This window comes from Candidatus Marsarchaeota archaeon, assembly GCA_023485295.1.
Taxonomy (GTDB): Archaea; Micrarchaeota; Micrarchaeia; order Micrarchaeales; family Micrarchaeaceae; genus Micrarchaeum_A.
The window spans coordinates 1-22235 of sequence record JAMCZQ010000007.1 but is presented as its reverse complement, the minus strand read 5'-3'; the positions used below and the strand labels follow the sequence as shown (position 1 = coordinate 22235).

Annotated in this window: 27 protein-coding genes and 1 pseudogene; 7 read left to right on the top strand and 21 right to left on the bottom strand. The window is 46.5% G+C overall.

What is annotated here, in order from left to right; all coding sequences use genetic code 11:
- Window positions 1-29: 29 nt before the first annotated feature.
- The 12 genes from ftsY to M1125_03870 all read right to left on the bottom strand — a co-directional run bounded on the left by ftsY (window position 30) and on the right by M1125_03870 (window position 8249).
- Window positions 30-1163 (bottom strand): signal recognition particle-docking protein FtsY, encoded by a 1134-nt coding sequence (gene ftsY / locus M1125_03925; GenBank protein ID MCL5404952.1) that lies wholly within the window; start codon window positions 1161-1163, stop codon window positions 30-32.
- A gap of 2 nt (window positions 1164-1165) precedes the next feature.
- Window positions 1166-1588: a prefoldin subunit alpha gene (pfdA, locus tag M1125_03920; protein MCL5404951.1), complete on the bottom strand. Its 423-nt coding sequence runs from the start codon at window positions 1586-1588 to the stop codon at window positions 1166-1168.
- Between the two features lie 12 nt (window positions 1589-1600).
- Window positions 1601-1777, bottom strand: coding sequence for a hypothetical protein (locus M1125_03915; GenBank protein ID MCL5404950.1), 177 nt, complete (start codon window positions 1775-1777; stop codon window positions 1601-1603).
- A 46-nt stretch (window positions 1778-1823) separates the two neighbouring features.
- Window positions 1824-2495, bottom strand: a complete 672-nt coding sequence (locus M1125_03910; GenBank protein ID MCL5404949.1) for a translation initiation factor IF-6 — start codon at window positions 2493-2495, stop codon at window positions 1824-1826.
- A 52-nt stretch (window positions 2496-2547) separates the two neighbouring features.
- The gene (locus M1125_03905; GenBank protein ID MCL5404948.1) at window positions 2548-2964 is read right to left on the bottom strand and encodes a hypothetical protein; all 417 of its coding nucleotides are present in this window, start codon (window positions 2962-2964) and stop codon (window positions 2548-2550) included.
- A gap of 4 nt (window positions 2965-2968) precedes the next feature.
- On the bottom strand, window positions 2969-3124 hold the full coding sequence (locus M1125_03900) for a 50S ribosomal protein L39e (GenBank protein MCL5404947.1): 156 nt from the start codon (window positions 3122-3124) through the stop codon (window positions 2969-2971).
- 18 nt (window positions 3125-3142) lie between these two features.
- Window positions 3143-3454 carry a DNA-binding protein gene (locus M1125_03895; GenBank protein ID MCL5404946.1) on the bottom strand — a complete coding sequence of 104 codons (312 nt, stop codon included), beginning with the start codon at window positions 3452-3454 and terminating at the stop codon, window positions 3143-3145.
- A 14-nt stretch (window positions 3455-3468) separates the two neighbouring features.
- The gene (locus M1125_03890; protein ID MCL5404945.1) at window positions 3469-3888 is read right to left on the bottom strand and encodes a 30S ribosomal protein S19e; all 420 of its coding nucleotides are present in this window, start codon (window positions 3886-3888) and stop codon (window positions 3469-3471) included.
- A 122-nt stretch (window positions 3889-4010) separates the two neighbouring features.
- A complete protein-coding gene (locus M1125_03885; protein ID MCL5404944.1) occupies window positions 4011-5396 on the bottom strand; it encodes an aminotransferase class III-fold pyridoxal phosphate-dependent enzyme in 1386 nt (461 codons plus the stop codon).
- Window positions 5350-6789, bottom strand: a complete 1440-nt coding sequence (locus tag M1125_03880) for an acetate--CoA ligase family protein (protein MCL5404943.1) — start codon at window positions 6787-6789, stop codon at window positions 5350-5352. The genes M1125_03885 and M1125_03880 overlap by 47 nt, the downstream gene beginning before the upstream one ends.
- Before the next feature lie 12 nt (window positions 6790-6801).
- Entirely contained in the window at window positions 6802-7425 is a 624-nt protein-coding gene (locus tag M1125_03875) for an acetate--CoA ligase family protein (protein MCL5404942.1), read from the bottom strand.
- A 41-nt stretch (window positions 7426-7466) separates the two neighbouring features.
- Window positions 7467-8249, bottom strand: coding sequence for a winged helix-turn-helix domain-containing protein (locus M1125_03870; protein MCL5404941.1), 783 nt, complete (start codon window positions 8247-8249; stop codon window positions 7467-7469).
- Window positions 8250-8364: 115 nt separating this feature from the next.
- On the opposite strand from M1125_03870, the gene M1125_03865 reads away from it, so the two are divergent.
- Both M1125_03865 and M1125_03860 read left to right on the top strand, forming a co-directional pair.
- Window positions 8365-9624, top strand: a complete 1260-nt coding sequence (locus M1125_03865) for an MBL fold metallo-hydrolase (protein MCL5404940.1) — start codon at window positions 8365-8367, stop codon at window positions 9622-9624.
- A gap of 5 nt (window positions 9625-9629) precedes the next feature.
- The gene (locus M1125_03860; GenBank protein MCL5404939.1) at window positions 9630-10304 is read left to right on the top strand and encodes a hypothetical protein; all 675 of its coding nucleotides are present in this window, start codon (window positions 9630-9632) and stop codon (window positions 10302-10304) included.
- Window positions 10305-10318: 14 nt separating this feature from the next.
- Here the strand turns inward: M1125_03860 and M1125_03855 are convergent, their stop codons facing one another.
- On the bottom strand, window positions 10319-11278 hold the full coding sequence (locus M1125_03855; GenBank protein MCL5404938.1) for a deoxyhypusine synthase: 960 nt from the start codon (window positions 11276-11278) through the stop codon (window positions 10319-10321).
- A gap of 126 nt (window positions 11279-11404) precedes the next feature.
- Between M1125_03855 and ftsZ the strand changes: the two genes are divergently transcribed.
- On the top strand, window positions 11405-12469 hold the full coding sequence (gene ftsZ / locus M1125_03850; GenBank protein MCL5404937.1) for a cell division protein FtsZ: 1065 nt from the start codon (window positions 11405-11407) through the stop codon (window positions 12467-12469).
- Between the two features lie 54 nt (window positions 12470-12523).
- Here the strand turns inward: ftsZ and M1125_03845 are convergent, their stop codons facing one another.
- The 7 genes and pseudogenes from M1125_03845 to M1125_03815 all read right to left on the bottom strand — a co-directional run bounded on the left by M1125_03845 (window position 12524) and on the right by M1125_03815 (window position 17339).
- Complete coding sequence (locus M1125_03845; GenBank protein ID MCL5404936.1) at window positions 12524-12676, bottom strand: 50S ribosomal protein L24e; 153 nt, start codon at window positions 12674-12676, stop codon at window positions 12524-12526.
- Window positions 12677-12688: 12 nt separating this feature from the next.
- Window positions 12689-12922, bottom strand: coding sequence for a 30S ribosomal protein S28e (gene rps28e, locus M1125_03840; GenBank protein ID MCL5404935.1), 234 nt, complete (start codon window positions 12920-12922; stop codon window positions 12689-12691).
- A gap of 182 nt (window positions 12923-13104) precedes the next feature.
- A pseudogene (rpl7ae, locus tag M1125_03835) lies at window positions 13105-13443 on the bottom strand (50S ribosomal protein L7Ae).
- A gap of 201 nt (window positions 13444-13644) precedes the next feature.
- Complete coding sequence (locus M1125_03830; GenBank protein ID MCL5404934.1) at window positions 13645-15837, bottom strand: elongation factor EF-2; 2193 nt, start codon at window positions 15835-15837, stop codon at window positions 13645-13647.
- A gap of 13 nt (window positions 15838-15850) precedes the next feature.
- Window positions 15851-16576, bottom strand: a complete 726-nt coding sequence (locus M1125_03825) for a 30S ribosomal protein S7 (protein ID MCL5404933.1) — start codon at window positions 16574-16576, stop codon at window positions 15851-15853.
- Window positions 16577-16583: 7 nt separating this feature from the next.
- Window positions 16584-17027: a 30S ribosomal protein S12 gene (locus M1125_03820; protein ID MCL5404932.1), complete on the bottom strand. Its 444-nt coding sequence runs from the start codon at window positions 17025-17027 to the stop codon at window positions 16584-16586.
- Between the two features lie 3 nt (window positions 17028-17030).
- Window positions 17031-17339: a 50S ribosomal protein L30e gene (locus M1125_03815; GenBank protein ID MCL5404931.1), complete on the bottom strand. Its 309-nt coding sequence runs from the start codon at window positions 17337-17339 to the stop codon at window positions 17031-17033.
- Between the two features lie 352 nt (window positions 17340-17691).
- On the opposite strand from M1125_03815, the gene M1125_03810 reads away from it, so the two are divergent.
- Together M1125_03810 and M1125_03805 are read left to right on the top strand one after the other, a co-directional pair.
- A complete protein-coding gene (locus tag M1125_03810) occupies window positions 17692-19137 on the top strand; it encodes an FAD-dependent oxidoreductase (protein ID MCL5404930.1) in 1446 nt (481 codons plus the stop codon).
- 11 nt (window positions 19138-19148) lie between these two features.
- Window positions 19149-19328, top strand: coding sequence for a DNA-directed RNA polymerase subunit K (locus M1125_03805; GenBank protein ID MCL5404929.1), 180 nt, complete (start codon window positions 19149-19151; stop codon window positions 19326-19328).
- Here M1125_03805 and M1125_03800 read toward each other — a convergent pair.
- Entirely contained in the window at window positions 19325-20104 is a 780-nt protein-coding gene (locus M1125_03800; protein MCL5404928.1) for a metallophosphoesterase, read from the bottom strand. The two genes, M1125_03805 and M1125_03800, sit on opposite strands and share 4 nt — an antisense overlap.
- Before the next feature lie 218 nt (window positions 20105-20322).
- On the opposite strand from M1125_03800, the gene M1125_03795 reads away from it, so the two are divergent.
- A complete protein-coding gene (locus M1125_03795; GenBank protein MCL5404927.1) occupies window positions 20323-21420 on the top strand; it encodes a M50 family metallopeptidase in 1098 nt (365 codons plus the stop codon).
- A 16-nt stretch (window positions 21421-21436) separates the two neighbouring features.
- On the top strand, window positions 21437-22235 hold a 799-nt coding region (locus M1125_03790; GenBank protein MCL5404926.1), incomplete at its 3' end, for an AAA family ATPase.

Genomic DNA, 22235 nt, shown 5'->3' with positions numbered 1-22235 from the left:
TAAAATTGTTGTTGATTGAGGCTATGTGGTCAGTTTGGGAATATGGCGTTTACTATGAAATACGGATCGTAGCTTATAAGGTCTTCGTATGACTCGCCGGTGCCGAAGAATAATGTAGGGAGCCCTGTAACATCGGATATGGATATCGCATTTCCGCCCTTTGCATCGCAGTCCAGCTTTGTAAGTATTATTCCGTCAATCTTTACAAATTTTAAAAATTCGGATATCTGCTCTGCGGCCCTGTTGCCTGTGGTGCTTTCGCCGACATATATTGTGAAATCCGGCTTTGCGACGCGCTCCATCTTTGCTATCTCGTTTAGCAGGTTCTTGTTTGTCTCCTGGCGGCCTGCGGTATCTACTAATACCACATCCTTGGCATGCGACTTGGCGTATTCTATCGCGTCGAAAGCTATGCTTGCCGGATCTGCGCCGTATTTGCCGCGTATGGCAGGGGAGGCAAGTTTTTCAGCATGGAACATTGTCTGCTCTATGGCTGCGGCCCTGAAAGTGTCGCTTGCGGAAAACACTGTGCTGACGCCGTTCTTGTTCAGCAAGTAGGCGATCTTTGCTATCGTGGTCGTTTTTCCAGTCCCGTTTGGGCCCAAGAACATTATAACAACAGGCCTTTTGCCTTCCCTGATGCTTGCCTTAACTTTCTCTAGGAATGACTCCTTTGGTTTCCCCTTTTCAAGGAGCTCTAGCAGAGATTTCCTAACAGTCTCTGTTACCTCGGCATGTATGGATTTTGAGCTGAAGCCGGTTTCGGATAACCTGGTCTTTATGTCGCCAAGCAGGCGTTCAGTGGTAACGTAAGATACGTCTGACTGCAGCAAAGACATGCGCAGATTCTCCAAGAACCTGTCTATTTCAGGCTCGCTGAGCTTCACTTCCTTTACGAATATGCTTTTTATTTTCGTGCCTGCTGAAAGCTTTATAGCCTGCGGGCCTTTTTGCTCTGCTGCCTCTTCCTTTTCGCCTTTTTCCTGGATGTTTGACGGAACGGCCGCTGCGCTTTCGTAAGTGCTTGCCTCTTCCGGATTCTCTTCGCGTGCTTCGACCGGAGCAGATATATCTTCCTTTTCTGAAGAAATAGATTCCTGAGCTTCCCTCTTTGCTATTGTTTTTATCGCGTTTGAAAGCCTCTTTTTAAGCTCATCGAACATTTCTATTCCTGCTTTAGTATATTTTCAAGCTTTGCGGCTATGTCATAAAGGGCATTCTCTACCTCGCTTCGCGCTTTGATGAGGGATTGAAACTGCTCGGTATAGCCCTCTATCTTTCTGTTTATTGTCTGGAGCGCTTCTTCGGCTGTCTGCTCCGCGAAATAATTCGCCCCGACATTTATTATGAACTTCGTGTTTTCTGATATTGTAGCATTTATGAACGCCTTTGAGCCTATCGGGGAAAGCAGCCCTGCAGATTTGAGCTTTTCCCTATGCTCTATAGTGGACTTTGTCATGTTGAGGTCGTTTATGTATTCAACGAGAAGGCTTGTTTCGTTGGTTATTGCCTCATACTGGCTCTGGTACACCTGCTGCATGTATTGCAGGCCCTGTATCGTTTTTTCAGCATCGTTTTGCTCAGCCATTCAATCAGACCACTATTGCTTGGCCTTTGTGACCTCGTTTATCTGTATGTGGCCCTTTTTAATGCCCTGCTTGCCGCCCAATGCCACGATTGCAAGCGTTCGTGCGTGCGATTCGCTTTCGGCGTTGGTTTTTAGCTCGAATTTGACAGGGTTCTTTCCAGTGATTTTACCCTTTATTACATATTCCATTAAATTCACCTTTGCAGTTTATCATTATGCAGCTAACTAATTTAGCCTATTCTATGTTCAAGGCTTCTGCAATCCTCGCCAATTCAAAGCCAGTTGTATCAGAGCCTGCCACAATGCCATACGAATTGGCAATCACAGAAAGCCCTATGCTCAATGCTCCCGTATTTGCGGTGCTGCGCATTGAAGACATTCCGGTCGCCTTGTCCAAAAACTCCTGGTCGGCATCGGTAGACTTGTTATTTATCAAGATCCCTTTATTTGTAAGTACGTTGCTGGCTCCCACAGTCTTGAACGAATCGCTGTCATACCTTATTGCTTCAACGCCGAGGGCATCCGATATTTCGTAAATCGAAGCCGAATCGTAGCCGGGATGCACTATTGCAATCTTGTCATTTGCCAGTATGTTGTTGCCTATTGCATTTAGGCCGCTTTTTATGATGCCAATATTCATGCCTTTTGCATTCTTCTTTATGTTGGCTAGCTCCATGTCTGTTGCCACGTTTGACAGTACCATTCCGTTAGAATTGGCCCTTGAAAAGACACCTATCAGGTCAGACATGCCTATAGTTATCGGTATGCAATCTGCGTTTAAAGCGCCGGATATGGCGCGCTGCGCAGCTTTATTCAATGAGCTTCCGACGAATATTCTTGAATCTGTGGCTGTTGCATATGCGCCCACATAGCCGCTGTCATGTATGGAGTATTTTATTATGGGCATTGGTTACCTGCCTTGGTGCTTTTTATTGAAGGCCGTAGAAGCAGCGTAATTGTCATTTGGCACTTTTGGTGCTATTCTGCGCTTCGGCAGATGGCTCGTTTCCTGCCTGGCTTTTCGCCTCTGCAGCTGCTTTGCTGGCTGCAGGCTTGGCTTTGCTTTCTGCAGTGTTCTGCGCCTTTTCAGCTTTTGGCTGTGGAGCCGCAGGCTGGGCTGGCTTTGGGTTGTATAACGTTGCAGTTGCTATGCCTTTGTCAACATTTACGCTTGCCTTCAGCGGAAGCATCCTTTTGGAGTAGTATTTTGTTATGGCGCTGTTGAGCTCACGATCCAGCCTTACGTTTGAAGGCGATACCTTTACATAGTGCGCTATGCGCTCCCTCACGTAGCTGCTTGCCTTTTTTTGCCTCTTGTTCCTGGGTTGCCTTACCAGATATTGCCTTATGTTTATTGTGACGAGCTTGGTTGCCACTTCTTCACCTCAGTTTGAGTTTTGTCCTTCGCCAGTTCCTTTGGAAGAGGTTCTGCTGTATGCGCCTGTGCGTGCGCAGCATTGCAAGCACTGGTATCCTTCTAGAGCGCTTGAGCATCTTGCCAAGGCGCTTTTTCTTTAATTCGCTTTTTTTAGACATAATATAGACACCTGATCCTTATTTGTGCTTAAACTCTATTTTAGGCTCCTTCTTGTACGTAAGCCTGTTCAGCAACGACACGAACTGCTGGTCGGTTATCCTGCCGCTTACCTGGTTTGACTGTATAAGCGAAACTATGAGGTTCGCTATCTGCATGTACAGGTCTGAGTTTGAAACGCTTATGTTCATGGCCCTTTCATACGCTTCAGGCTCAAGGTATTGCCTTAGGATTGCGCGTATCTGCTGCTCCTTCTGGGCTTCCTTATACATCTTAAGTAAGGCCTTCTTGTACTCTTTTTCATCGTTTTCTGCGTTGACGGATTCAGCCACTAAACCACCGCATGCTACTGCTTGACCTGCTTGCTGATCTCGTTGCTCAGCTTGTCAAGAAATGATTTCCCTTCAGGGGTTATGACCCTGCCGCTTTTCGTCTTTTTGACATATTTTAGCGTTTCTAGCTCCTTTATCGCATCGCTTATTATACTGCCGCTTGCAGGCATGTGATGATGCCTGTGGACCACATGGTCCTTCCTTGAGCCGTATCTGGTCCTAAGCGTAGAAACGCCAACAGGGCCATTGAGGTATATCTGCCTTAGTATTGAAGCTGTGCGAATATACCAGAAATCAGGGTCCGAAGGCTGGCGCTCTTTTCCAGAGCCGCTTTTGACGTAGTCAATGTATTCTGGCTTTTTGATCTTGCCTTTGAGCCTTGACGCTACAAGTTGCACCAATTCGGTTGCCTCAACATCATACACATTTGCCATTGAAATCACATTTTCCTTCAGCCTTAGCAGGCTGCCTTAAATATTAGCTCTATACAGAGAATACAGCAAATACTATTTGAGGGCAAAAATATATATATTGTATCATACTTCCGCAAAACCTGCTATTTGCGCGTTTTTTGCCCTTGCTTAGCCGTTCGCGAAGGCATCGTGGCTACAGGCAGCTTTGCTTGCTGCTTGCTTACCTCCCTTATGGCATCCTCCAGTATGTCAAGGCCTGCACTTATGTGGGGCAGGCTTATTGTGATTGGGGGTATTATCCTTATTGAAGACGCGCCTGCCGGAAGCAGCAGCAGACCGTTATAAAAGCATTTTTCCAGTATCTGCTCGCGCTCCTTTATGCCCTCTTCCTTGCTCTTCTTGTTTTTTACGATCTCGATCGCGTTCATCATGCCGACTCCGCGCACATCTCCTACAATTTCATAGTCTTCTTTCATTTTTGCCAGGCGCTTCCTTATCATTGCCCCCTTCTTTTCTGCCTGGGACTCTATGCTTCTGCGGTTGCGCTTTATGTGCTTTAGAAGCGCGTGCGCGCCTGCAATTACGGCCAAGTTGCCGCCGAATGTAGTCGCATGCGACCCTGAAGGTATGTCGCCGAGGCTCTTCTTGAGCATTGTTATGCCAAGCGGCAGGCCTGCGCCTACCGACTTTGCAAACGTATAGATGTCTGCATGCACGCCAAAGTGATCCATGGCAACTGCCTTTCCGGTCCTGAAATAGCCAGACTGCACTTCGTCTGATACCAGCAGGATGCCGTTTTCCTCAGTCAGCTTTCTTATCTCCTTGAAATAATCCTTTGGAGGCACAACATAGCCACCTTCACCCTGCACAGGCTCGACTACAAAGGCTGCCACTTCCTCGCCTGCGACTTCTTTGCTCATCGGGTATTTTTTAATATAGTCGACGCATGCGAAGCCGCATTCCGGATATGTCTGGTGCAGGGGGCACCTGTAGCAATACGGATATGGGACATGCACGGTGTTTGTGAACGGTCCCATGTGCTCCCTTTGCACTATTTTTGACGATGTCAGGGCAAGCGCGCCGGATGTTCTCCCGTGAAAGGAGTTATAATAAGCCATTATGTATGACCTTTTTGTAATAAGCTTTGAGAATTTTATTGCAGCTTCATTGGCCTCTGTTCCTGAATTGGAGAGGAAAAGCTTTCCGTATTCTTTTGGGAACAGGCTTATAAAATCCTCAGCAAATTTGACAGGCAGTTCGGAATAATAATCAGTGAATGCGCTGTGCATAAGCATGTCCACCTGCGCTTTTATTGCATTCCGCACAGGGGCGATGCCGTTTATGCCAAAATTATAAACAGATATAAAGCTTGCAAAGTCTATAAAGCGATTTCCAGCAATGTCGTATGCAAAATCGCCTTCTCCTTTGGCTGCGACAAAGGGATAGCTTTCGCGCGTTGTTGTAAGAAATACCTTGCTATCCCTACTTATTATGTTGTTGATCTTTTTTGTTATTTTTATCTTTGGCATCACTATGCACCCATCTGGATCTATACTCAGAATATTTTATAAGCGCAGCCAAGGCCTTCGCAGCGTCTTCAGGAGACGGGTATACTGGCACGCCAGAGCTTTCCATCATGTTGTTGTGCGCTTCGGCATAATTGCCTCCGGGGCTCACTACAACTAGAGGTTTCTTGTTTTGCGTCCCGTATTTTATTATCGTGGCTGCCACCCTTGAGTCCGCCCCAGGGGTTTGAAACAGTGCTATGACCATTAATGCGTCTATGCTCGGGTCGTTGGATAGCGTGTCTATTGCGGCAGCGTATCTCTGGTCGTCGGCATCGCCGGCCATGTCCATTGGCATGGTCATGTTTACTATTGGCGGCATAACTTTCCTAAGTATGGACTTCGATTGGTCTGACAACGGCGCAAGCTGGAGCCCGTTGGCATACAAAGAATCCGCAGCAAGCACCCCGACACCGCCGCCGTTTGTTATGACACCTATGCGGTTTTTCGTCATGAGAGGTTGCGTCACGAATATCTTTGCAAAATATAGCATTTCGTCAAGGCTCTGCGCTTTTATGAAGCCAAACTGCTCAAAGACCGCCTCGTATGCTTGATGGCTGCCTGCCAGCGATGCCGTATGGGAATGCGCTGCCTGAGAGCCTGCAGGCGTTGTGCCTCCCTTGATTATTATCACTGGCTTGAGCTTTGTTGCCTCCTTGGCCACTTTTATGAACTCCTTGCCCCTTTTAACGCCTTCTATATAAAATATTATGACCTTTGTGGTCGGGTCATGCGCCAGATAATTCAGTATGTCTGCCTCGTCTATCACGGCCGCATTGCCGTAGGATATGAATTTTGAAAGCCCGAAATTTTCATGGGATATCAGGTCAAGCACTGTGCTGCCTACGGCACCGCTTTGCGATGCGAAGCTGACGCCCCCTATGCTTGGCCTATCTATCTTGAATGACGGCAGGAACATAGTATCTACTCTCGAATACATGTCCATTACGCCAAGGCAGTTCGGGCCCAGGACCGGCAATGAGTATTTTTTTGCTATGCTCACTATCGCGTCCTGGAGGTCGGCATTGCCCGTTTCTGCAAAGCCGCTGCTTACTATTATCACGCTTTTCACTTTTGCCTTTCCGCACTCTTCTAGCGATTGCGGGACAAATTTGGCAGGTATCGCTATTACTGCAAGGTCTACGCTGTCTTTTATGTCGAGTACGCTTTTGAAAGCCTTGTGCCCTAGTATTGTATCTTCGGCGTTTACATTCACAGGGTATATCTTCCCGCCGTAGCCCATGCTTATGTAGTTCTGCATTATTATATGGCCGATCTTGTTTGTATTCTGAGATGCGCCGATTATTGCTACGCTCTTTGGATTCATCATTTTATTCAAATCGTAATATTTCGCCATTGCAATCATCAATTACTTTTTTATTATTCTTAGGTCAACCGCGTCGTATGTGCCGTCATGCAGTATTATCGGATTTAAATCAAGCTCGGATATGGATTCATTTTTTACCAGCATTTCCGAAACCTTCAATAGCAGGCCTATGACCATATTTTTAGATTTCTCGTCTCCTGCTATTATGCTCTTGGCTTTCAGCCCTTCAAGCATTGATTCGGCATCGTATCTGCTTATTGGGCATACCCTCACTGAAACGTCTTTGAAAACCTCCACATATATTCCGCCGAGGCCCAGAAGTATCAGTTTCCCAAATTGGTCATCAGTATTTCCGCCTATTATTATTTCTGTTCCGCCGCTTACCTGCCTCTGCACAAGTATTTTGTATGGCCTGAGCTCCGCGCCCTTTGCCTTCAGCTCTGTGAAAGCTTTTGCAATATCCTCCTTGGAGTTAAGGCCTAGTTTCACAAGGCCGCTCTTTGACTTGTGTATTGCCTTGTCAGAAATAAGCTTCATCACTATCGGCTTTCCAAGAGAGAACTTGACCGCTTCGTCAGCGCTGCTTACGTATTTTGCTTCAAGTGCCTTTATCCCGAATTTCTTGAGTAATTCATGCGCTTCCATATAATCCATTACCAAGCTCATTTATACACCACGTATTTTTGTGCGCGCCGAAGGCAATAGAATCATATCACGCCTTTGGCTGCGAGCACCAGTATTATAACTACGATTATCACTATTATTGCAACAAGGTACATTGCCTTGTTGGATTTTTTGACGTTTGCGGAAGAAAGCTGGCTTTGCATTTCTTTTATCTCTTTGTCTTCTGCAGCATTTTGCTTCTGCTGAGGCTGCTGCATGCCGGCATTTGTTATTCCAGGATGTGCGGCGCTGGGCGAAGCAGTTGTGGTCTGCTGCTGCGTTGCTGGAGCCTGCGCAAGCTGCATCGGCGGCGGCGGCGGCTGCTGAATTGCAGGCTGTGATGCATTTACAACTGGTTGCTTTTGCTCGACTACGCCTTTGTTTGCCTGCATGAACCCTGCTTCGGTCATTGCTATGTCTATGATACCGTTCCTGAACTCGGCAGTAATGTACTGGTGATTCTCCAGCTTGTATAAATGCATTGCAAGGTCCTTCGGCCTTATATTTACTGCAGTACCTAAATCGGCAAAGCTTCTTTTACCGGTGGAAAGCTGCTTTAATATTGCAAGGTCCAGCTCATCGAACGGCATCGCATTTTTTTGGTCGGCCTCTTCAATAAGCTTTTTGCCTAAATCTGTTACGGTTATCGCGTTTTGGCCTGGCACGTATGTGGTAAAATCTACAAGACCTTTAAGCTTCAAAGTGCCCAAGATGTTGGAGGCATCAAAAAACGAAGAATTTATCAGGCTGCCAAACTTTTCTACGATTGTGTCGGGCTTTATGCGTCTTACAGCCATGAGGTCCATGAAGTTAATTTCGTCTGGCATTAGATCATGCTCTTTAATACATATTAAAAAGCAATCTTTTTATAGTTTATTAGAAAGAACAGTTATGGCTTGTTCGTATATTGTGCATGCCGTCATCATGGAAAAGGTTTTGTAGATGAAAATAAGTTTTTTTGGCGGCGCGCACGAGGTTGGGCGCTCTGCGATATTGCTAGAAGACAGAAGGAAGCTTATGCTTGATTATGGCGCCAAAGTCGAGGACGAAATAGCGTACCCTGTTGCGATGCCAAACATAGACGCTTGCATACTTAGCCACGCGCATTTGGACCACAGCGGTGCAGTCGCTGCTTTATACAATGATATGTCAATACCAACAATAGGCACGGAGCCGACGCTAAAGCTTACGGAGCTTCTGCTTAACGACTCATTGAAGATAGCAAGGAAGGAACACAAAAGGATAAACTTCCACAAAAAGCAGCTGAACAAGTTTACGAAGCATTACATGAGCACTGGCTATTCAAAGCAGCTGCACATTGGCGACTTCGACATAGAATTATTCGATGCAGGGCATATTGCAGGCAGCTCGCTTATCAGGATAGAGAGGTCAAATGCAAAATACAACAAGCGCATAGTTTATACTGGCGATTTTAAAATGGCGCCGCAATACATGCATGAAGGCGCGAAGCCGGTAAAAAGCGATGTGCTTATAATAGAGTCAACTTACGCCACAAGGGAGCATCCTGACAGACAGAAGCTTGTCAAGGAGTTTGTTGAAAAAGTAAAGGAGGTAATTGATAATGGTGGCACGGCACTGGTACCTGCGTTTGCTGTTGGAAGGAGCCAGGAGCTGCTTGTTATACTGTACAAGAACGGGCTTGCGGACAAAGTTTACATGGACGGCATGGCAAGGGAAGCGACTTCAATAGTCATGTCAAACCCGAAATTCATAAGGGATCCAAGCGCCCTTTCAAAGGCCGTGAACCAGTGCAATATGGTGGAGGGAATTGCTGACAGGAAGGAGGCGCTCGAAGGCGGATCGATAATACTTACCACAGCAGGCATGCTAAACGGCGGGCCTGTAATGAACTATATAACAAAACTCAACAAGGAATCCATGGTATTCCTAACAGGTTACCAAGTAGAAGGCACGAATGGAAGAAAACTGATTGACACGGGCAAGATTTATATAGAGGAATCAGATAAGGAGATAAAGCCGAATTTCGGATTCTATGACTTTTCAGCGCATGCAGGCATGAACGATTTGTATAAGTTCGTACGGGAAAGCGCACCGAATATAGTCATATGTGTTCACGGGAGCCCAGAGAATACCGAATCGTTTGCAGAAAACTTAAAAGGGGAGGGATTCGAGGCGTACGCGCCGAAAGTTGGCGATAAATTAGAGATAAAGGATGTGTGATCGTTATGGACACCATTGTCATATCATTAGGCGGAAGCACATTGATGACTGATGACGGCGCACTTGATACGAAATTCATGTCTGAATTTGCCGATATGATAAAAAAGCATGCAGGCACTGGCACAAAATTCGTAATAGTCGTCGGTGGAGGCTATACCAGCCGCAAGTATATAGACGCCGCTGCGCATTTCACCGAATCAAATTATATAAAAGACAACATAGGCATAGAATCGACTTACCTGAACTCCTGGCTATTGCGCGCAGTTTTCGGAGAATCGGCTGAGGTATTCAGAGGGGATTTCAACAGCGTAAGGCAATTTCTCTCGAGCAAAAGCATTGTAATAACTGGCGGGATAATCCCTGGCATTAGCACCGACACGGTTGCCATGCTTATTGCAGAAGCCACTGAAGCCACGCACCTGATAAACGTAAGCACCCCTAAGGGCATTTACGATGAAAACGGCAGCTTCATGAGCGAGCTCAAGATTGATGACCTTATAAAGATAGCAATGGAAAAGGATGAACGGACTGCCAGGTCAAACTTCATCTTTGATGTAATAGCGTGCAAAATAGCAAAGAGGTCCAAAACAGAGCTGCATTTCATAGACAAGGGAATATCCTCAATAGAAGCAGCAGTGCTTAGGCAGGCGCACCATGGGACCGTGGTAAAAAGCCAGTAGGCTGCCATATTTGCTTATTTAACGCCCAGGGCGGCAAGCATGAATGGCAATATTATAGTAGCATCTCCATCTATTGTCACGTATTTTGCCTTCTCCTTTATTTTGCCCCATGAAACCGCTTCTGTAAGCCTTGCGCCTGAGAGGCTGCCGTCGAATTGTGATGCAGTAGTTATATACACTGCATAGTCCAAGCCTCCTTTGAACTGGTTCCACCATATGACGTGGTGCTTGCTTATTCCGCCGCCTATCATAAGAGCGCCTGTAACCTTGTGGTCAAAGGCTATGTTGCTCAGCTCAAGCTCGTCGCGTATCAGGTTAAGCTTGAAGTCATGATCCTGCGAGTATATCGTAAGCTGTGTTCCGAACGCACCGTCCAAGATGCCAGGGTTGAATATTTTTACGTCATGAAGGTATGCCTGCCTTAGTATCGAACCCTCGTCTTTGATCCTCTTTCCGAACTCATAAAGCAGTTCGCTTGCGCTATACTCCTTTTTGTAATCCTTTGAGGAATAGATATCATCCATTATCTTGTTGAAGGTCTGCTCGACCTTAAGCCCGTATTCGTCGTTTTCTATGAAGACATTGCCAAGCCTGTATACCTTTAATGAGTGCAGATACGCATCGTCTGCGTTGAATGTGCCCAGTGAGTATTTGCCTCCGAAAGCCCTTGCCAAATCATGGTCCACCGTTCCGCCAGTAGTTATTATGGCATTGAAATATTTTGTAGCGCTTGCCAGCACGCCACGAAGGCCGGTAGAAACTATGTCGGCAGGGAAGGACAGGAAGTTGAACGAATTTTTGTCTGCAAACATTTTTTCCAGTATAGATGTGCCTTGAATCATGTGCTGCGCCGAGAAGCCGCCGATTCTCTCCATTTCCTTGAAAAGTTCTGACACTTTCATCCCTGGCTTGAGCTTTATATCATGCACAGGTATTGCGGTTAACTTTTTTGCCTCTTTGCTATTTCCCTTCATAATATCACATTATATGTTGAAACGCCATTGCTGCGCTGAAGGCGTGGCACATTCTTATATTCAAACTTTAACTCTGGATAGGTTTTTAACCTTTTCACTAAAATAATAATTAGCGACAGTGATTTTATGACCGACTTTGCAAGCGTCGATGACGAGGAGATACTTAGGTTTATAGAGGGAGCCAAGCCTAAGATTTATGTTGTTGGTACTGGGGGCAGCGGCAGCAATACAATAACCAGGCTGACTGCGCTCGGAATCGACGGAGCAACGCTGCTTGCGATGAATACAGACGCACCGCACCTTATAAAGACCAGGGCGGATAGAAAGCTGCTATTGGGAAAGAAGGTGACAAAAGGCCTTGGCGCAGGCAGCGACATAAAAGTCGGCGAAGAAGCCGCACTAGAGAGCAAGGAGGAGATAAAGCATCTGCTCGGCGACGCAAACTTGGTCTTTGTAACATGCGGCCTTGGCGGCGGCACAGGCACTGGGTCCATAAGCACAATTGCGCATGAGGCCAAGGAAAATGGAGCGCTTACCGTAGCTATCGTAACGCTGCCGTTTTCCAGCGAGGGAAAGGTTAGAATGCATAATGCTTTGGAAGGCTTGGCAAAATTAAAGAAAGTGTGCGACACAGTCATAATCATACACAACGATAAGCTGCTCTCAGTTGCGCCTGACCTGCCATTAAACATGGCATTTAGGGTATCTGACGAAGTTCTGGCAAGCGCTACAAAGGGCATAGTCGAGATGGTTACAAAACCTGGGATGGTAAATATCGATTTTGCAGACCTGCGGATGGTGCTCAAGGATTCTGGCTATGCAGTCATAGGCTCTGGCGAAGGCATGGCGACTACTGCTCAGAGCAACAGGGCGATTGTTGCGCTTGAAAACGCAATTAAAAGTCCGATGCTTGACGCGGACCTTGGGACCTCTAAGAAGGCATTGATAAACATAATCGGCGGAGAAAGCCTAACTCTTAGGGAAGCCGAGACCATATTCCAGGAGGTTGCAAGCAGGATAAGCGGAGAAGCGCTCATAAAATGGGGGGCTAGGATAGACCCGGACATGCAGAAGGACGCGCTGCGCATAATGCTTGTGCTCAGCGGGGTAGAGTTTCCGGAGTATTCAGAGACAAGCATAAAGAAGAATCTGAAAACCCTTGAAACAGTAAACCTCGATGAATTATTCTAATGCCTGCACATATATGAACTAGGCAGTGCGCGCCGCAGCATTGCAAAAAAAGAGTTACTGCAGTTCCTTCTTGCTTATCTTTCTATGCAGCACTATGTCATATTTATAGCATCGGCTGCTGCAGTAATAATTAATCTTGCCTGTCCTGAATACGTACATCGTGCCCCTTCCCTTAGGTATCTCTTTTGAGCAATAGGAACACTTCATCTTTCACACCGATTACTTGACGCGTATTTCCCTCGCTTCCCTGCTTGTATCAGGAAGCCTTATCACGTCATTTACTTTTACTGGCCCGATTTCATTCCTCCTTATGATCCTGCCTTTGTCCTTGCCTTCCAATATCTTGCACATTATTGAGTATACTTCGCCGTACATTCCGGTCTTTACCTTTGAATTGACTTCGACTACTTCTGCCAAGAATCCTGCAAATTGCGGCGTATTCTCCTGCTCCATATGCATCAATTTTCGCTATTTGACTCTTGGGCTTCTGCTTTTTCCTCCTTATGCTCCTGCTTCTCAGCTTCTGCCTTTGCACTTTTCTGGGCCTGTGCGGATTCGTGCTCTTCGTGGTGGTGCTGCTCAGCGTGCTGCTCCTTTGAAGCCGGCTTTTGCGAGGTTCCAGTTGCCCTTGAAACTATGTCTTTTATTGCCTGCTGGGCATTGCCCTGCGATTCTACGGCTATTGCCGCGCACTGCACGTTTAAGCCTATGGATTTCCCAAGCTCAAGCTTGCTTGGCACGTATGTATAAGCAATCTTTTTCTGGTCGCACAGGGATGGTATGTGCATTGCTATCTCTTCCGGCTCTATGTCTTCAGCAAGCACCACAAGCGTGGCCGCGCCTCTTTCGATGCTCTTAGTGACTTCATTTATGCCCTTGCGTATCTTGCCAGATTGCCTTGCCATCTGCAGCGCTTCATAGGTCTTGGCTGCAAGCTCTTTAGAAACTTCGAATTTCACATAGGATTTTGCCATAATAACACCGTCAGTTTACAACTTCATCCAGTAAGAAGAATTTGTATTGATATTGTGCATAAAACTTTATTTAAATCTTTCGGTATTTGCGGCATCTGCAGCGCCATTGTTCAATTCTAGCGTGATTCGTTAGATGCGTTTCAATGCTCGCTGGAAAAGGATTCATGCCATCGGATATGCCGCTATTTCGTCTCGCAAGGCTTACGATAAGAACTGAGCTGGCGTAGGCGGTTCTGGATTCTGGCCCTTGCGCTGCCTTATCTCCCTTACTATCCTGTTCTGCAATTCGGAAGGCAGCGACTCATAGCCTGCAAACTCCGTATACCAGATGGCCCTGCCCTGCGTAAGGCTCCTCAGGTCGTTTGAAAAGCCCTTGAGCGTTTCTGCTACCGGCATCTTTGCCACTATGGAAACCTGCTCGCGATCCTGGGTTACCTCGCCGACCTGGCCGCGCTTGCTCTGCACGAAAGTTATTACCGAAGACATGTATTCCTGCGGTATGTTAATCGTAAAATTCTGCTTAGGCTCCAGCAGCGTTACCCCTGCAGTGAGCATTGCTGCATAGATTGCATTTCTTATTGCAGGTATTATCTGCGCAGGGCCCCTATGCACCGGGTCCTCGTGTATTGTTGCGTCTTCAATCTTTACTAGTACGCCTGAGCAGCGCTCCCTTGCAAGCGGGCCGTCTTTGGTGGCCTCCTCAAAGCCGTCTATCAGCAGCTCCATCACTTCGTTCATGTACTGCACTCCGTGGGTCACGTCTGCGAGTATGCACTTGTTTGATATGTCTTCCACATTCTTGGCCACAGCCCTGTCAAGGCCTGCGCTGACCATGGCTTCTATTGCAGCCTGGCCCTTTGGCTTGCCCTCCCTGACTGTTCCCTCGTCTATGGCATTTTGCAGCGTGTCTGGAATTGGCTCCACGGTCACGTAGAACTTGGAATGCTTGTTTGGCGTTTTGCCTTCTATGGGTCCTGCCTTTCCGTTTATCGTTTCGCGGTATATGACTATTGGCGGGCTTGTTATGACCGGGATCTTGAACTCGTCACGCAGCTTTGTCTCTATTATCTCAAGGTGCAGCTCTCCCATGCCGCTAACAAGATGCTCGCCAGTCTGCTGGTTTATCTCTGTGACTATTGTCGGGTCCTGCCTTGAAAGTTCGCGTAGGGCCTCTATCAGCCTTGTTGTGTCTCTTGTATCCTTGGCCTCAACCGCCTTTGTGACTACTGGCTTTGAATAGTGCGTTATTTGCTCGAAAGGCTCTATTACGCCCATGCTTAAAGTATCGCCTATGCTGACGTCCTTTAGGCCTATCAGCGCTGCTATGTTGCCTGCAGGTATCTCCTCCACAGTAACCTTGTCCGGACCCATGTAAACGCCTACCTGCTGCAGCTTTTGCGTGTTTGCAAGCCCTGATATATGCAATTCTATGCCTTTCTTCGCAACGCCGGAGAACACCCTGCCTACAGGCACTTCGCCGCTGTGCGGATCGTATATCATGTTGAACACGACAATGTTCGTGTTGGCGCTTGCATCGGTATTAAGCATCGCCTGGCCGTCAGGGCTCTGCAGGTCGCCGTGCCATATCTGGGGTATCCTGTACCTCTGTGCCACCTTAGGGCTTGGAAGATGATCTATCATCATTATAAGCGTTGATTCGTCTATGGGTGCAATTTCCTGCAGCTTGGCTTCATTGCCTGCTGCAGTATACGCGAAGATGTCCTTGAACGTGACCTTGTATTTTTCCATTATGGGCTTTGATATGGCCCATTTTTTGTATGCCGAGCCGAAAGCCACGCTGCCTTTGTCTACGCTAACCTGCCATTCGTTTGCGAATTCCTCAGGCGCGTATTGGCTTATCATCTTGTTTATGTCTGTTATCAGCTTTAGGAGCCTCTCGTACGTCTGTTCCGGGGTGAGCCTCAGCTCGTTCAGGAGCCTGTCCACCTTATTCACGAACAGCACTGGCTTTGCTTTCTCCTTAAGCGCCTGCCTAAGCACAGTTTCGGTCTGCGGCATTACGCCCTCCACAGGATCCACGACAAGTACAACGCCGTCTACGGCGCGCATGGACCTTGTTACATGGCCTCCGAAATCTACGTGGCCAGGGGTGTCTATCAGGTTTATTATGTAATCCTTTTCCATGTAATTGAAACCAAGGGATATGTCCGCAGACTTTATCGTCATCCTTCTGTCCTTTTCTATGGCCTCATAGTTGGTGTAAAGGGCGTCGCCTGCGACAGCCTTCGATATGAGCCCTGCCCTAGCAAGCAATGAGTCGGTGAGTGTCGTCTTGCCATGGTGCACGTGCGCAATTATGGCAACATTCCTTATCCTGTCTATATCGCGCATTATCTTTGATATTTCTTCCACTACGTATTCTTTCCTTACCATAATCTGACACCGCTTATTTGGCGCTCCTTGCCATGCGCTCTATTTCGTTCTTCCTCTTTATCGCGTAGCTGTTTATGTCGTTGTTGGAAGCCAGAATCAGCTCGTTGGCCAGGGTTTCCGCTATGGTCTGCTTCTTGTTGAACGCACCTATTATTGAAGCGGTGGCTATGTTCCTAAGCGCTATGTCAAGCCTGCGGCTTGCGCTTATATCTACAGGTATGTTTGAAACTGTGCCGCCCTGCCTTATCCTGGTCGTATCCTCTATCGGAGCGCTGTTTTCCAGCGCCCTTATAAACACAGCGAATGGATTCTGCTTGGTCTGCTCGTTGACAGAATCAAAAGCCTTTTCTATTATATGCATTACTTTCAGTTTTTTGCCTTGCAGCCTGCCTTTTGTCCTTATTACTTTGCCGCCGATCTTCTTGCCTGTGCCGCCACGCATCATAGCGTTCTCCAGTCTCTCCACTATGTTTATGTTGGCCTTTGAGAACATCTTGGAGCTCGTGCGCCTGTACGAATTTGGGTATGCCACAGGCGTTAGGTTTATGTAATTCTTCAGGCTAAGATCCAGCACCTCAACGTTGTAGTCATACTTGTTGAACAGCTTGTGTTCCGTGCTTCTGGCAGATTCTGGTTCTGCCTTCCTCCTTTGCTGCGCCTGCCTGCGCCTTGGCTTCTGCTGCTTTGATGCTTCTTTTGGCTTTGGCACTTCGCTTTGGTTTGCTATCTCTTCTGGCATGCTGTCATCATCTCTTTGGCTTCTCCTTCTTGCCTTTTATTATCTGCACGAGGTTCGCGCCATTGATTTCAACAACCTTGTACTTCATGCCTGGTATGCAGCCCATCTGGCCTCTCTGTGAACCGCCAAGGCCTTCTATTGTTACCTCGTCGTGCTCGTCTATGTAGTTTATTGCGCCGTCACCTGGCACGAATGCTGGCACCACCCTTCCGTTTTTTATGAGCTGGAGCCTTATGCATTTTATCTGCCCCGAATGCGGCTGCTTTTGCTCGACAGCAAACTTCTGGAGCACAAGGCCCTTTGCCCTTGGCACCGTGCCCATTGGGTCATACTTCTGCTTGAGCTTGAGCTTTTTCCTCTTTAGCCATTTTTTCAGCATCCTCTGATGCTTCCTTTGCTTTACCAGTTTTCTTGCTGCGAATTCTCCATTTGGCAAAATAAACACCTTCATTCTTTATTCTTCTATTTTCTGCATCTCCAGTATGTGCGAATTGCCCTGGTCGATCACCGAGAGCATCGATATCGAAAACGGCTTTCCGCATACTGCCCCTAGCTCTGTAGGGTTTCCTTTAAACGCTATTAGCGGGATTCCAGCGACCTTTGAAATGTGCGCTACGTCCTGTATCGCGTCTCCCTTGCTCGTTGAAGCAACGATTATCAGCTTGGCCTTGTTGTCCCTTATTGACTTGAGCGTGCTGTTCGTGCCTAGGGCTGTCACGCCGCTGTCGATTGCGAGTCTTATTTCGCTTGATAAATCTGCCATTGAAATCAGCTTTTACACGAATGCTTAAAGCGATGCCGCACCAGGGCTTAGATACCGCTGGCGCTTACATACAGCAGTATATTTAAAATAGGAAAATATATATAAACTATCCTTACTGCTGTGCATTAATGCCATTATGCAGTATACGCAGATTCCTGAATGGCATACGCTTTCAAAAGCCCATTTTGCTTGCAAAACTGCGTTGGTTACAATGCATTAGTGGAATTTCCCATAGGCAATGCTGCATGCCTCGTCGTTTTGCGCTCCACCCTGCAAAAGATTTTTACAATGACAAACTTTAAATAGATTGCAGAAACAACTAAATACGCTTAATTTTACATGTGTGTTTGATATGGAAGCTAAGGAATCCTACGATATAATAGTAGCAGGAGCAGGCATGTCCGGTAATCTGGCAGCTGCGGTTGCCGCGAAGGCAGGACATGATGTTCTTCTGCTTGACAGGAATGATCCAGAAAATGTAGGCAAGAAGAATAACTGGGGCTGGACGTGCGGAGACGCGGTCGCTGGCTCCCACCTGGATTTCATAACTTCAAAGACAGGCTTATCTTTCTCCAAGCCAGAGCTTGATGTGAAGGTAGATGGCGTTTACGCACTTTCCCCGGACCTTGAGTCAAAATTCCTGTTCGATGGAGTGGGATATGTGCTGGATAGGCCAGAATTCGAACGGAAGCTTAGGGATTTTGCGATAAAAAACGGCGCGCATTATGTGAGTCAGTTCGAGGTTGAAGGGCCTGTAGTGGAAAACAACAAGGTAGTGGGAGTATTTGGTAAGGACAAAGAAAAAAAGCATACAATATTCAAGGCAAAGGTCGTAATAGATGCGCTCGGAATCTCGACCGTACTGAGGAGGAGGCTGCCTGACAACCGTTATGTAGAAAAGAATATCGACATAGATGACATAGAATCCACAGGCAGGTATATAATAGAATTCGACCTTGATCATGAAGACAGCAGGTATTACGACCCAAAGAATGCTTTGATACACTTGAACCAGGACCTTGCACCAGGCGGTTATGGCTGGGTCTTTCCAAAGAGCGGCAATAAAGTCAACATCGGCCTTGGGGTGCAAAAGAGGAGCCTTGACATTAGGAACAAGGTGCTTAAGAGGAACGATACGCTGCAGACACTGATAGACAACTACATATCATGGAATCCCACAATAAAGAATATGCGATTGTTCAACAAAGACAACAACGGCAAGGGCATATGGTCTGTTGCTGTCAGAAGGCAGCTGGAAAGCTTGGTGTACGACGGTTATATGGGAGCAGGAGACAGCATGGTCATGCCAAATCCGATAAGTGCAGGAGGCATTGGTCCTGCGCTTGTTGCCGGGGTATTGTCTGGTGAGAATGCTGCGCGAGCAGTAGAGGCTAACGACACTAGCGTGAAGGGGCTGTGGAAATATAATCTTGATTTCAATGAAGAATACGGGCATAAGACCGCAGGCTTGGAGGTATTCAGAATTTACCTGCAGTCACTGAACAACGAGGTAATAAACTACGGAATAAAAAATTTCTTAACGACGAAAGAAGCGAACGACCTTGCTCTTGGAAAGGTGCCTGAGCTGGGGCTTGCCGGTAAGTTCAAGATGGTACTTCGCGGCGCAAAAAACATAAGTGCATTTAGCGATTTGCTTTACGCCGTCAAAAAAATGAAGGAGCTTGATGCGCTTTATAATGATTATCCAAAGAGCCCTGAGGAATTTGAGCAATGGAAAGCAAAAGTCGACAAGAGCATGCACGAAGCGAAGGCTCGCTTCGTGCCGAATCCTGTATGAGAGGTATTTGAATGGAAAAACAGGAATATACTAAATTTGAGAAAGCGAGGGTCATTGGCGCAAGAGCATTGCAGCTTGCGCATGGAGCACCGCCTTTGATAAAGGTGCCTGCAGGAGTTACAGAGCCGCTAGACCTGGCAGAGCTTGAATTCGAAAAAGGTATAATACCTATAACGATAATAAAAGGCTAAACTGTGCGGCCATTGGCTCCTTTGAAGGAGCTCGTCTTTCCGGCATAATCCCCTTTTATCGTGTAAATATCCGAATTCCAATAGTCAAATACGCCGCTTCTGAACAACGGATTTATGTTTTCCTTGTCGGAGCGCTCAGTCCCGGCAGGGAATCCGAATATCAGAGGGTTGAAGGACGGGAGCACTATCAGCACCTTTGCTTTGGGGTTTTCGTAAAGCTTCTTGCTTATCTGCATATTGGCTTTTGAAACGATCCATGCCTTTTCAGGGTAAACTGCGCCATTGGAATCCTGGATTTTTACCGCTGCGTGATTATGCGCAGTTATCAATATCCTGCGCTGCATTGCGTCGCTAGAAGGCCATTTGTTTCCGTGCAGGAATGCATACTCTGGCGTGCAAAATTCGTCCTGCACCTTCACGTCCAGCAGCTCGCTAATATGGCCGTCGTGATTGCCTCTGAGCACTATAAGCTTCATTGCTGATATAGCACTCATAAACGCCTTGAGCTGCTTAAGCTCCCACGATTCAGGATACATTATGCTGTCCTTAAGGTCTCCAAGCAAGATTACCCCGTGTGCATCAAATTCCTTTGCCAAGGCAATGATTTTATCCGCCATGGTGCTTCCGACGTCGTATACATTTATGCCCCTTTCCGAAAGCCTGCGCTCTGCGCCTATGTGTATGTCTCCTACAGCAAGCCAGTCCTTGCCCCTTACTCTTACAAGCATCGCCGGCTCGTTATATATGAATTTTATGTATCTATCAATTCCGTCCATTTTATGTGGCATCCTCAAGTAAACAAATATTGCTTTCAAGAGCGGCAATGATCGGTAATCGTTATGCTGCAGCTGTATTAGCAACTTCTCGGCAATCGCCTCCCTACTAAACGCCTTATATCGCCTATGTGGGATTCTTTGCAGCCCACTCCTATAAATTATTATTAAACAAAACATAATAAATAATCTAAACAAGATAAATAGTGCGTAGTGTTTGAATGGCAGGTGCATCGCCATATATAGGCAAGGTATACGGTATACCCGTAGAGCTTCATTGGACATTTATAATAATGATGCTCATAGCCTTGGCACTGAGTTTTTACCTATTCCTGATATTTGTGCTTCTCTTTGCCTGCGTATTCCTTCATGAGCTTGCACATTCTGTTACTGCGAAGAGAAACAATATAGAGGTTAAAAAGATCATATTATACCCGCTTGGTGGCGGGTCGATGATAGATCTTGACAATATACCATCAAAGCTTGAATTTAGGATATCGCTTGCTGGCCCGGTGTCAAGCTTTTTGCTGGGCTTTGCATTCGGGGCTTTGGTTGTCTTTACGCCTGCAGGCATTGTGAAAAGCCTTATACAGCTTCTCTTTCTCCTAAACATATTGCTTGCAGTGTTCAATATACTGCCGTGGTTCCCTCTTGACGGAGGCCGCGTGTTAAGAAGCTACCTGCAGAAAAAACACGATTTCCTTAGGGCTACGCAGATTACAGTAAACGCAAGTAACGCCATAATAGCGCTTTTTATAATAGGCACACTTGTTTTCGTTGCAGTGGAAAACGGCTATTCGCTTCTTTACAAGGAATTCATAGTTTTATGGGACGTCTTTATAGCTGTATTCCTGTACGGAGGAGCCAAGGCAGAATTGCAGAATGCATATATCAAGGAGTATACGAAGGGCATCAAGGCATCGGCAGCCTTGAGCAGGAATTTCGTATTCCTGAATCACAGGCCAAAATTGATTGACGTTTACAAGACCATGCTGAAAAGCCACAAGCACATAATATTGTTCATGGAAAATGGCAAGGTATATGTGGTTTCTAGGCTGCCGCAGGGAATTATCCCAATTGCACAGATTAGGGGAAATGAAAGGGACATTGCAAGCATCGAGGTCCCTACGATAGAGTCGACTGCTCCGCTTTTCAGCGCCTTGAGCAGGATGCAGGACGACAACATAGGCCTGGTTGCTGTGCTAAAAGGCAAAAAAATCCTTGGCGTATTGCTGAAGCAGCACGTGGAATCGTTAATTTCATTGCATGTGTCGCATGTCATGGCAAATTCTAAAAACATTAAACAAGAAAATAAATAGGCGACGGTGTTGACCGATGTTGTACATTGACAAGCTTACATTGCATAATTTTAAGTCGTTCAAGGATGTAACGCTTAAATTCAACAACGGTTTCAACTGCATTGTAGGCCCAAATGGCTCAGGAAAGTCAAACATCTGCGACTCGCTGCTTTTTGCACTTGGAGAAAACTCGCTAAAGAGAATAAGGGCAGGATCGACAGCACAGCTTGTTAGCAACATCAAAGGAACGAAGGCAGGGCCAAAAAAGGCGTACGTGAAGGTGCATTTCTCTGGCGAAAGCGATATCGTATTGACAAGGGTAATAAAAGAGAATGGAAAGGTAAGCTATAGGCTGAATGGCACGCGCATGAAAAAGCAGGAGGTGGTGGACTTCCTTTCTGCGCAGAACTGCATGATAAGCGAAGCTAATACCATAACTCAGGGAGAAATAATAAAGATACTTAATTTTACTGCAAAAGAGAGGCGCGGACTGATAGACATAGCTTCAGGCATAAAGGAATTCGACGACAAGAAAAGCGCTTCGCTAAAGGAGCTTGCCAAAGTCGAAGAAAAGATAACTAGCGCAAAGGTGGCCCTTAATGAGCGCAAAGGTTTTCTTGAAGAATTGAAAAAGGAGAAAGAAGCCGCTGAAAGATACATAGAGTTAAGCAACATGATTAAGCGCATTTCTTATACTGTGCTTAAGTTGCGCTACGACAATTTGGAAAAGAAATTAATGGAAGACATATCCAGGCGTAACGATTTGACAGCTTCAAGCAAGTCTTACAGGTCAGAGCTAAACAGCCTTGACCTTGAAAATGAGAAGCTAATGAATG

Bases quoted from the DNA above. Each gene is read 5' to 3' on its own strand.
- ftsY (MCL5404952.1), bottom strand. From the start codon at position 1,163: ATGTTCGATGAGCTTAAAAAGAGGCTTTCAAACGCGATAAAAACAATA.
- pfdA (MCL5404951.1), bottom strand. From the start codon at position 1,588: ATGGCTGAGCAAAACGATGCTGAAAAAACGATACAGGGCCTGCAATAC.
- M1125_03915 (MCL5404950.1), bottom strand. From the start codon at position 1,777: ATGGAATATGTAATAAAGGGTAAAATCACTGGAAAGAACCCTGTCAAA.
- M1125_03910 (MCL5404949.1), bottom strand. From the start codon at position 2,495: ATGCCCATAATAAAATACTCCATACATGACAGCGGCTATGTGGGCGCA.
- M1125_03900 (MCL5404947.1), bottom strand. From the start codon at position 3,124: ATGTCTAAAAAAAGCGAATTAAAGAAAAAGCGCCTTGGCAAGATGCTC.
- M1125_03890 (MCL5404945.1), bottom strand. From the start codon at position 3,888: ATGGCAAATGTGTATGATGTTGAGGCAACCGAATTGGTGCAACTTGTA.
- M1125_03885 (MCL5404944.1), bottom strand. From the start codon at position 5,396: ATGCCAAAGATAAAAATAACAAAAAAGATCAACAACATAATAAGTAGG.
- M1125_03880 (MCL5404943.1), bottom strand. From the start codon at position 6,789: ATGGCGAAATATTACGATTTGAATAAAATGATGAATCCAAAGAGCGTA.
- M1125_03875 (MCL5404942.1), bottom strand. From the start codon at position 7,425: ATGAGCTTGGTAATGGATTATATGGAAGCGCATGAATTACTCAAGAAA.
- M1125_03870 (MCL5404941.1), bottom strand. From the start codon at position 8,249: ATGCCAGACGAAATTAACTTCATGGACCTCATGGCTGTAAGACGCATA.
- M1125_03865 (MCL5404940.1), top strand. From the start codon at position 8,365: ATGAAAATAAGTTTTTTTGGCGGCGCGCACGAGGTTGGGCGCTCTGCG.
- M1125_03860 (MCL5404939.1), top strand. From the start codon at position 9,630: ATGGACACCATTGTCATATCATTAGGCGGAAGCACATTGATGACTGAT.
- M1125_03855 (MCL5404938.1), bottom strand. From the start codon at position 11,278: ATGAAGGGAAATAGCAAAGAGGCAAAAAAGTTAACCGCAATACCTGTG.
- ftsZ (MCL5404937.1), top strand. From the start codon at position 11,405: ATGACCGACTTTGCAAGCGTCGATGACGAGGAGATACTTAGGTTTATA.
- M1125_03845 (MCL5404936.1), bottom strand. From the start codon at position 12,676: ATGAAGTGTTCCTATTGCTCAAAAGAGATACCTAAGGGAAGGGGCACG.
- rps28e (MCL5404935.1), bottom strand. From the start codon at position 12,922: ATGGAGCAGGAGAATACGCCGCAATTTGCAGGATTCTTGGCAGAAGTA.
- M1125_03830 (MCL5404934.1), bottom strand. From the start codon at position 15,837: ATGGTAAGGAAAGAATACGTAGTGGAAGAAATATCAAAGATAATGCGC.
- M1125_03825 (MCL5404933.1), bottom strand. From the start codon at position 16,576: ATGCCAGAAGAGATAGCAAACCAAAGCGAAGTGCCAAAGCCAAAAGAA.
- M1125_03820 (MCL5404932.1), bottom strand. From the start codon at position 17,027: ATGAAGGTGTTTATTTTGCCAAATGGAGAATTCGCAGCAAGAAAACTG.
- M1125_03815 (MCL5404931.1), bottom strand. From the start codon at position 17,339: ATGGCAGATTTATCAAGCGAAATAAGACTCGCAATCGACAGCGGCGTG.
- M1125_03810 (MCL5404930.1), top strand. From the start codon at position 17,692: ATGGAAGCTAAGGAATCCTACGATATAATAGTAGCAGGAGCAGGCATG.
- M1125_03805 (MCL5404929.1), top strand. From the start codon at position 19,149: ATGGAAAAACAGGAATATACTAAATTTGAGAAAGCGAGGGTCATTGGC.
- M1125_03800 (MCL5404928.1), bottom strand. From the start codon at position 20,104: ATGGACGGAATTGATAGATACATAAAATTCATATATAACGAGCCGGCG.
- M1125_03795 (MCL5404927.1), top strand. From the start codon at position 20,323: ATGGCAGGTGCATCGCCATATATAGGCAAGGTATACGGTATACCCGTA.